This is a genomic window from Microcoleus sp. T3_B1, from assembly GCF_036700445.1.
In the GTDB taxonomy this organism is placed as follows: domain Bacteria; phylum Cyanobacteriota; class Cyanobacteriia; order Cyanobacteriales; family Microcoleaceae; genus Microcoleus.
This window is the reverse complement of record NZ_JAUBOX010000150.1, coordinates 1-8875: the sequence shown is the minus strand read 5'-3', so window position 1 is coordinate 8875 and position 8875 is coordinate 1. Positions and strand designations below refer to the sequence as shown.

Annotated in this window: 9 protein-coding genes; 8 read left to right on the top strand and 1 reads right to left on the bottom strand. The window is 45.6% G+C overall.

What is annotated here, in order from left to right; all coding sequences use genetic code 11:
* The first annotated feature begins 137 nt into the window (after positions 1 to 137).
* The 4 genes from QT990_RS34865 to QT990_RS34850 all read left to right on the top strand — a co-directional run bounded on the left by QT990_RS34865 (position 138) and on the right by QT990_RS34850 (position 2938).
* Positions 138 to 728 carry a C39 family peptidase gene (locus QT990_RS34865; RefSeq protein ID WP_333145747.1) on the top strand — a complete coding sequence of 197 codons (591 nt, stop codon included), beginning with the start codon at positions 138 to 140 and terminating at the stop codon, positions 726 to 728.
* Positions 729 to 884: 156 nt separating this feature from the next.
* A complete protein-coding gene (locus tag QT990_RS34860; protein WP_333145749.1) occupies positions 885 to 1763 on the top strand; it encodes a peptidoglycan-binding protein in 879 nt (292 codons plus the stop codon).
* A gap of 65 nt (positions 1764 to 1828) precedes the next feature.
* Positions 1829 to 2656, top strand: coding sequence for an N-acetylmuramoyl-L-alanine amidase (locus QT990_RS34855; RefSeq protein ID WP_333145752.1), 828 nt, complete (start codon positions 1829 to 1831; stop codon positions 2654 to 2656).
* Between the two features lie 27 nt (positions 2657 to 2683).
* Complete coding sequence (locus tag QT990_RS34850) at positions 2684 to 2938, top strand: hypothetical protein (RefSeq protein WP_333145754.1); 255 nt, start codon at positions 2684 to 2686, stop codon at positions 2936 to 2938.
* Positions 2939 to 3290: 352 nt separating this feature from the next.
* Here the strand turns inward: QT990_RS34850 and QT990_RS34845 are convergent, their stop codons facing one another.
* On the bottom strand, positions 3291 to 3905 hold the full coding sequence (locus QT990_RS34845; protein WP_333145756.1) for a pentapeptide repeat-containing protein: 615 nt from the start codon (positions 3903 to 3905) through the stop codon (positions 3291 to 3293).
* Positions 3906 to 3978: 73 nt separating this feature from the next.
* Between QT990_RS34845 and QT990_RS34840 the strand changes: the two genes are divergently transcribed.
* The 4 genes from QT990_RS34840 to QT990_RS34825 all read left to right on the top strand — a co-directional run.
* Positions 3979 to 5412 (top strand): hypothetical protein, encoded by a 1434-nt coding sequence (locus QT990_RS34840; RefSeq protein WP_333145759.1) that lies wholly within the window; start codon positions 3979 to 3981, stop codon positions 5410 to 5412.
* 411 nt (positions 5413 to 5823) lie between these two features.
* Positions 5824 to 7407 (top strand): chloride channel protein, encoded by a 1584-nt coding sequence (locus tag QT990_RS34835; protein ID WP_333145761.1) that lies wholly within the window; start codon positions 5824 to 5826, stop codon positions 7405 to 7407.
* A gap of 62 nt (positions 7408 to 7469) precedes the next feature.
* On the top strand, positions 7470 to 8354 hold the full coding sequence (locus QT990_RS34830) for an Rpn family recombination-promoting nuclease/putative transposase (protein WP_333145766.1): 885 nt from the start codon (positions 7470 to 7472) through the stop codon (positions 8352 to 8354).
* Positions 8355 to 8418: 64 nt separating this feature from the next.
* Positions 8419 to 8875: Rpn family recombination-promoting nuclease/putative transposase (locus tag QT990_RS34825; RefSeq protein ID WP_333466357.1), on the top strand; the 457-nt coding region annotated here is incomplete at its 3' end.

Here is an 8875-nt window from a genome sequence, read left to right as displayed (position 1 = left end):
GAGGCTCTTTCTGCCCATTCTTGTGACTACTTTCCTATGCCTGACCTCATTCCCGAATTTCAGACCTGAATCCTTACGCTCAAACAAATGGTCTGAGGCTAAATCAATCCTTTACAACACTTACCTTGAGGTAAATTATGGCTGTCAATCATAACGTTCCGTATTTCAGTCAATATGATAACGGAATTGAACCCTGGCGCACTTGCGGTGCTACAAGTTCGGCAATGTGTCTGAAATACTTTCAAGTTGCAGATTTAGGCCCCTTTGCACAGTACGAAGATGATGTTAAAAAACGTTTCGACAGGCTGGGAATCGATCACGGTTCTCCCGATGGCATCAAAAGATTGTTAGAGGGTTTGGGGTTGAGAGATGATTTGACATTGAAAGGGAGTCTTTCAGACATCACTCGCTCTCTCGATTCTGGCGAGATATGTATATTGCACGGTTATTGGACTGTTCCGGGTCACATTCTAGTTATTCGCGGTTATAACGACAAGGGTGACTTTTTTGTGAACGATCCAGCCGGAGAGTGGTTCTACGCAGGCTATCGGAAAAATTCCCCATCTTCACCAGATAACAAGGGCGAAAACAAGTTATACAGTCGTAAATTGATATCCTCCGCTGGCAATGCTTTTAGTTTGCGTGAAGCTTTATCTTTTTATGACAATTGGGACAGTAGCAAAATTGACTCTACTGCAACAATGTGGCTGCATCGAATTTCTAAATAACTCTCAAAATTTACTGGTTGGCGATTGATATCGCCTCGGATGAATCGCCCATAAAAAAGGTTTGTAGTGAGGACTTTAGTCCGCATTTTTCCCAAATCTGTAAGAAAGGACGCTCAGTCCTTACTACAAACATCATTACTACTTGGAGCTGTGAATATGAAGATTGAAAAAGTTGAGTTACAAATTAATGACGGGATTATTGATACCCCTCACCTGATTGATGAAGTCGAAATCCTGCAAAGGCGCTTGAAAGATTGGGGATTATTACCAAAAGATGCCAAAATTGACGGGCTTTTTGGGTCTGTCACTAAGGCCGCAGTGGAGCAATTTCAACGGATGCGCCCTGCCGATCGCAGCCAATTTGTCCCAGGCGGACTAAAGGTAACAGGTAAAGTCGATCGCAATACCTGGGCTGAGTTGCTGAAGGTGAAGCCAGAAGAAATCGCAATAGTTACTCGCAAACCCAAGATTTGGGATATGCCAGGTGGCTTCTCCAGCGTTGATAATATTTTAGATATTGCTCAATGCATATCCGAAATTCGCCCCTTTGCCAAGAAAAATTTGCCTCTTATCCTCAATCAATGTCTCGATAATGGTGTCATCGATCGCGGGCAAATTGCCTATGTTTTTGCAACAGCCGAACATGAATGCCATTTTGGACGTTTGATGATGGAATTAGCTGATGGGTGGGATTATGAAGGCCACGAAGATTTAGGGAACACTGAATCCGGTGATGGGCCTCGCTTCAAAGGCAGAGGTTTCGTCCAAATTACAGGGCGTCACAACTATCAAATCTGGAGTGAAAAACTCGGAATTAATTTGATAGATAATCCAGAAAAAGCCGCTCTCCCTGAAATCGCTGCCATGATTCTAGTTCGGGGAATGCGCGATGGTAGCTTTACGGGTGTAGGTTTGAGTGATTTCATTGTTGGCGCCGATCGCGATTTCTATAACGCCCGAAAAATAGTGAATCGACTGGACAGGGCTGACCACATCGCGCAGATCGCTGAGCATTACTTCAAAGCCATAGCCTAAACAGAAGTTGCCCCCTCCGTGGGGTAACTTCCACCTACAAATTAAACAATTCGGAGTCATTTTTTATGTCATTTACAGCAAAAGTTGTAACAGCAGCAGCGTGGGGAGCCAGACAGCCAAAATCTGGAACATTTCCTTTTCAAATGACTATTCCCCGCTATGTCATCGTCCATCATACAAACAACCCAAACCCTCCCGACGATGCCTCAAGAGGCACGCTTGAAGGAGCGATTAAGTTAGCGCGAAACATTCAAAACTTTCACATGGATGATAATGATTGGTCGGACTCAGGACACAACTTCTTAAATACAACCGGAGGGTTGATTTTAGAAGGTCGGCACGGTTCCCTAGATGCTGTGAAAAAAGGGTTTTGCATTCAGTCAGCCCATGCAGGGCAAGATCCAGGAAAATTAGCCAACGGCAATCAATCTCCTGGTATTGAAAATGAAGGGAATTTCATGACTTTCCAAATGAGTGAAAAGCAATGGGAGAGCCTTGTAGAACTTTGTGTGTCATTATGCGATTCTTGCAATATTAGTCCGCTCAATATCAAGGGACACAGAGATTTCAGCAATACTGATTGTCCGGGTGATTTGCTGTACAGTCAACTTCCCAGTTTGAGAAAACAAGTTGCTGATAAGCTAGGTATGCAATTCACTCCCGAACAGCTAGAAAATGAGTCGCCATTTGTGACTCTACGCTTGGGTTCAACAGGTTCAGCCGTTATAAAACTCCAACAGCGATTGCGCGATCGGGGATTTAATCCAGGAGCAGTTGATGGTGTATTTGGTGAAAATACACAAACGGCTGTAAAAGCTTTCCAGCGTTCTGTTGGACTTGAAGATGATGGAAGAGTTGGTAGCCACACTCGAACTAAGTTAGGACTTAGTTAAGCTTTAATCATTTAGGAGGTTAATCAAATGACACATTCTTCTATAGTTGAGACTCAACCAAATTCTTCAGAACATGGAAAAGAGCTTGCCGAATTATTCCAGGAAGATAATGGGAAATACTCGACAATGCGAGCCATGAGTTTTATTGCGCTGATTGCAGCGATTGTGTTTGGTGCAATAACAATAACTAGCAAAGATTCTGAGGGGAAATACATTACAACTGCTTTTTTAGTTGCTGCTTTCGCGCCAAAAGCTGTTCAAAGATTTGCAGAACGTATGTAAATCAAGTTGAGTTAGATGGATGATGAAAGCAGCAGGCGCATTTGTCTCTGCTGTTGCCACAGCTCGAAATTCTCTATATTTGAGTTACCATCTCTCTCAACGATCGCCCTCACGTGCTCCATCAGCTCGATCGCCAACAATACACCAAACTGCTAGCTATTAGAATGACGATCGCACCTCACACCTTCATCTCCTCACAAAATAACGGGAAATGAAGGTTGCAGGCGCGATCCCTCTTTCTCCTGACTAATGCTAATGACTGATGACTACTGACTAATGACTGCTTTCGGAGTCAACTGACAACTGACAACTATCAACTGACAACTGTCAACTGACAACTATCAACTGACTTTCATTCCTGCCGCGTACCATCAGGCATCACCGCACCCTTTAAATTCGCCCCTTCTAAATTAGTATCCAACAGCAAAGCGTTCCTCAGATTAGCACCCTTCAAATTAGCACTTTCCAGATTAGCCATCCACAGATTAGCCCCCTCCAAATTCGCCCCCTCCAAGTCAGCATTAACAAGAAAAATACCTTTCATAAAAGCTCCTGTTAAGTTAGCATTTCTCAAATTACTCCCTCCCAAATAAGCATCCTCTAAAAACGCATTTTCTAAATTGCTTCCCTCCAAATTTGCCCCTGCCAAATTGCTGCTTATCAGGTAAACCCCAGCCAAATTTGCCTGTTTCAAGTTAGCGTTTACCAAATGCGCGCTCCACAAATTGGCATCTTTCAGGTTGGCTTTTTCTAAATTGACGCCTTCCAGAAAAACTTCGCTCAAATTCGCCCCGGAAAGATTGCAACCTTGACATTCCCTCGCTGTCAGCAATTGCCGGACTTGATGCTTGACTGACGAACGGTTCGCTGCGAAAATTATTAAACCTGTAGTTGCTAAGGCAATAATACTAAAAGTGGCCAGCCCGATCGCACTTACAATTTTCCTTTGTCCCGCGCCTCGAAACATCCGCTTGCAGCCCCTAAAAATATTTCGATAATGGTTCGTATGTATAACCTAGTTCCTTCCTTCCCCTGCCCCTATGAAAAAACAGTTAAAATTTAAATTCCTGACGATCGCACTTATTGTAAGCTTAGCAATAATCGGTGTCGGATGCGATCGCATTTTCAAAAAACCATTTCAACTTCCCGCCTCAGCCCAACAAGAACCCTGGCCAATTCAAACAGGCCTCCGATCGGCCATCCTCCGTGAAAATATACCAACAGTCAACCGCGTAGTTTTAGTACCCGACGAAGCCACATTCTTAGCAGCCATCCAAAAATGGAATCTCAAAGGAAACTGGCCTATTCTCATCGAAGACCAAAAATATGCGCCCATGTTTTTGCAGCGCTTTCAACCCGAAGAAATAGTCCGTTTGCCAAGCATCAAACAGCAACTGCCAAAAAATCAAAAACTCCAGCAATTAATGCTCAACAGCGCAGCAGCCGCCTGGAATGCCACCGATACTCCAACCTTAAAAGCAAAATGGACGCAACTCGGCTGGGAACCCCCAGGAGTAGTAATCACATCAGAAAACGACCCCGCACGATCAGCAGCAGTTGCCTTAGCAGCCGCCCACGGCCAACCTTTAGTATTTGTAGAAGGCAACTTCGGGAAACCCAACGATACCCTCAATAACACACAGTGGAAAACTCTGCAACTAGCAGTTACAAAAGCTGTCGAATCAACCGGATATTTTTACTCTCAACTCGCAGACGCGATCGACACAATAACCATTGTACGCCAACTAGCAGTCAAATATCAATCTCCTGAAAAACCAGACGAACAACTAGCCGTTACCGACGGTTTGGGAAGACACCCCAACGGCGAACGCTGGGCGGCTGTTGGCTGGATTTACGGTTCCGAGGTGCGATCGATCTATCAAGCCATGTGTGCCATATTTCTCGACAGCCAAACAGCCATGCTTTATGACAGTTACCCCAAGGAAGGAAATTGGGCAAAATATGAAATGGAGGAAGCAGCTAGCGGACTAAAAACCATAGGTTTAAATGTCCAAGTAGTGCAGCAACCAGAATCTAGCCTGGAAAAGTGGAGGAGTTTAGCCTCAAAACCGTGGACATTTGACTTAATATTAATGAATTCCAAAGGCTATCCAAAATCATTCCAAGTGGGCAACGGCGACGCTTCAGTTGAAGATATACCAAAACTTCAATTTCCTGCCGCAATCCACATGATCCACAGTTGGTCAGCAGCAGCCCCCGATGACACAAACACCGTTGCCGGAAGGTGGCTAGAGAATGGTGCTTACGCATATATTGGCAGCGTCAACGAACCTTTTTTATCGGCATTTATTCCACCTAAATTAATGGTCGATCGCCTAAAGCGAGGAGCACCCTTTTTAATCGCAGCACGCCAGCTAGAATCCCCACCCTGGAAAGTCGCCACCATCGGCGATCCGCTAATGTCGATCGCCAAACCCCGGCCAAAAATTCCGCCCACTCAACAACCGATGTGATAGTATGCGCGAGCAAGGGATTTAAAATTGGAGATTTGAGATTTCTGGTTTGAGATTTGTGGTTGTTAGGTAAAATCTCCAAGCGCCAATTCTTTAATTTGAAAGTTGTTTTTTACTGAGTTATATGATATTGCGAGTTCAGTGAGGCGATCGACCTAAGCGCCAAAACTCTAAATATAGTTAATGAGGATTATCGCGAGAGTGTATCTAAGTTTGAATGTAACTGAGCATACAATCACGCCAAATCCGCCGCTCCTCAGAATCAGTCATTCCACCCCAGCGGCCAGCCAAAAAAATTTACCCTAAAATACGCCTTAATATAAGTTGTCAATTCCCCTAAAATCACTCAAAATGAAAATAAGAAATAAATTGTAATATTATATAACTTCTCACCGAAGAATTAACCGCTAAATGAGAGCCATCCCTCCTGTGGATCTGCCGCCACCCGGGCCAACCGCAGCAACTCCCCAAGCCTCCCGACTAAGCCCGCTATTCAACCGCCTGCACCCCAGTCCAGAAACCCTCCTGCTCATCCTCTCCCTAGTCATCGGGGGAGTTACGGGCGCAGGCGTCGTCACGTTTCACTACCTCATCCACTTCATCCACACCCTGATGCTGGAAGACTTCATGGGGGCGATCGCCTCGAAAGGCTCTTGGACGCTAGCCTGCATTCCCACCCTCGGCGGAGTCATCATCGGGCTGATGCGGTGGCGATTTCGGGACTTTGGCCCGAATATGTCTTCCTTAATTGCAGCCACCCGCGGGCTGCAAGAACTCTCCCCCCTCAAACCCATCACCAAAATGGTGGCAGCCTCAGTTTCCCTCGGCACCGGCGCATCCCTCGGCCCGGAAGCCCCCAGCGTCGAAATCGGCGCTAATTTTGGAATGCTGCTGGCTCAAGTCTTACAGCTCTCCCCAGAACGGCAGCGCTTGCTCCTGGGCGCCGGAGCAGCAGCAGGTTTATCGGCCGGGTTTAACTCTCCCATCGCCGGAGTGTTCTTTGCCTTAGAAGTCGTGCTCGGCAGCACCTTCGCCACTTCCTCAGTCAGCGTTGTCTTGCTCTCCGCCGTAGTTTCCGCGCTCATCGCTCAAATCTGCTTGGGAGCTCAGCCGGCCTTTTCTTTGCCGATATACGATGTCCGCAGCCCCCTAGAACTGCCTCTGTACATGGGATTGGGACTTTTGGCGAGCGGAGTGTCTCTAGCCTACACAGAAGCAATTCAATTAGCCGAGGCCTGTTTTCAAGGAAAAGTCCGAGGATTTGCTTGGCTCGGACGACTGCCCCGGCCACTTCACCCGATCATCGGCGGGGCAGGAGTCGGCTTAGTCGCCCTGCAATTGCCTCAAATTTTGGGTGTCGGCTACGAAACAGTCCAAGCAATGCTCCAAGATGTTAAATTTTCCTTGCCTTTGCTACTGCTGCTGCTGTTTGTCAAACTGGCGATGACCGCAATCAGCCTCGGCAGCGGTTTAGTTGGTGGCATCTTTGCTCCGGCGATGTTTTTGGGAGCTTCCCTGGGTTCGGCTTACGGCCTCTTTTTGGAAATGCTGCCGGCAATGAGCGATCGAGTCGCTGGCCCTGCCGCCTACGCAATGGTGGGAATGGCCGCCGTCCTCGCCGGCAGCGCCAGAGCACCGCTGACAGCCATCCTGTTGATGTTTGAATTAACCCGCGATTATCGGATTGTCTTGCCTTTGATGGCAGCAGTCGGATTGAGCGTTTGGCTGGTGGAGTGGGTCAACCGCCGATCGACAGCTCACAGCCTCAACCTTCAGCAAATGGGCGTAGACGTGGCTGTCAATACACCGATCAAAGCCAGAGAACAGTTGCAAGATTGGGAAGATGTTCTGGGCGATCGCATCGTCACAGAACTGATTTCTTGCCCAATTCCCCCCGACGGCGAACACAGGGACGATCAGCCTGTGCTGGCGATCGCCAATGCACATTTGCCGGAAAATGTCAAACCATTACCTGAAACAAAATCAGCAGTTTGACCCAGATCCAATCCCGTTGGTTCGTCACAAAACCAATAACCTCAAAGCTAAATCTGACAACTATGATATTTATCAACCCTAAAACGGATTATGCATTCAAAAAAATATTCGGTTCCTCAGAAAGCAAAGAGATTCTAATTAGCTTTCTCAACGCCTTAATTTATGAAGGAAATCCCACCATCCAAGACTTAGAAATTATCAACCCGAATCTACCACCCAAACTAGAAGGCTTAAAAGATAGTTATCTGGATGTGAAAGCCAAACTCAACGATGGCACTTTAGTAATTATTGAAATGCAAGTGCTCAACGTCCAGTCTTTTGGCAAGCGAGTTTTGTACAATGCAGCGAAAACTTATGCTTTTCAATTGGAAGCAGCCCAAGGATATCGCTTGCTGAAGCCAGTGATTGCCCTGACAATTACGGATTTTGAAATGTTTCCTAATAGCCCGGAATTTATTTCCCGATTTGTGTTCAAAGAAGTCAAGAAAAACTTTACGTATCCCGAAAACAATCTGGATTTAGTATTTGTAGAGTTGCCAAAGTTTACCAAAGGAGAGGAGGAACTTGAAACTTTAGCAGACAAATGGGTTTATTTCATGAAAAATGCGAGAAGTCTGACATCGGTTCCAGAAACAATGGATAGCATACCAGAAATACATGAAGCTTTTAATATTGCGAATCAAGCAAGTTTGAGCAGAGAGGAAGTGGAAGATTTGGACAGAAGAGAACAGTTTATTTATGACCAACAGGGAGCAATTATTAAGGCTGTTCAAGACGGCATAGAACAAGGCATAGAACAAGGCATAGAACAAGGCATAGAACAAGGAAAGCGAGAAGAAAAGCTGGCGATCGCGCGACAATTACTTTCACAGCTAGATAATGCCACGATCGCCCAAGTTACGGGGCTTAGCGTTGAGGATGTGCAAAATTTGCGGGGAGATTCTTAACCCCTTCCTACGAGCATAATTTACTGTACTGATTGAATTCATACCTACGGAAAAATTTATAACCATGATATTTATCAACCCGAAAACCGATTACGCCTTCAAAAAAATCTTCGGTTCCTCAGAAAGCAAAGAGATTCTAATTAGCTTTCTCAACGCCTTGATTTATGAAGGCAATCCCACAATTCAAGACTTAGAAATCATCAACCCGAATCTACCACCCAAACTAGAAGGCTTAAAAGATAGTTATCTGGATGTGAAAGCCAAACTCAGCGATGGCACTTTAGTAATTATTGAAATGCAGGTGCTCAACGTCCAGTCTTTTGGCAAGCGAGTTTTGTACAATGCAGCGAAAACTTATGCTTTTCAATTGGAAGCAGCCCAAGGATATCGCTTGCTGAAGCCAGTGATTGCCCTGACAATTACTGATTTTGAAATGTTTCCTAATAATAGCCCGGAATTTATTTCCCGATTTGTGTTCAAAGAAGTCAAGAAAAACTTTACGTATCCCGAAAACAATCTGG

Coding starts and splice junctions, on each gene's coding strand:
- QT990_RS34835 (WP_333145761.1), top strand. CDS start 5,824: ATGAGAGCCATCCCTCCTGTGGATCTGCCGCCACCCGGGCCAACCGCA.
- QT990_RS34855 (WP_333145752.1), top strand. CDS start 1,829: ATGTCATTTACAGCAAAAGTTGTAACAGCAGCAGCGTGGGGAGCCAGA.
- QT990_RS34845 (WP_333145756.1), bottom strand. CDS start 3,905: ATGTTTCGAGGCGCGGGACAAAGGAAAATTGTAAGTGCGATCGGGCTG.
- QT990_RS34830 (WP_333145766.1), top strand. CDS start 7,470: ATGATATTTATCAACCCTAAAACGGATTATGCATTCAAAAAAATATTC.
- QT990_RS34865 (WP_333145747.1), top strand. CDS start 138: ATGGCTGTCAATCATAACGTTCCGTATTTCAGTCAATATGATAACGGA.
- QT990_RS34860 (WP_333145749.1), top strand. CDS start 885: ATGAAGATTGAAAAAGTTGAGTTACAAATTAATGACGGGATTATTGAT.
- QT990_RS34850 (WP_333145754.1), top strand. CDS start 2,684: ATGACACATTCTTCTATAGTTGAGACTCAACCAAATTCTTCAGAACAT.
- QT990_RS34840 (WP_333145759.1), top strand. CDS start 3,979: ATGAAAAAACAGTTAAAATTTAAATTCCTGACGATCGCACTTATTGTA.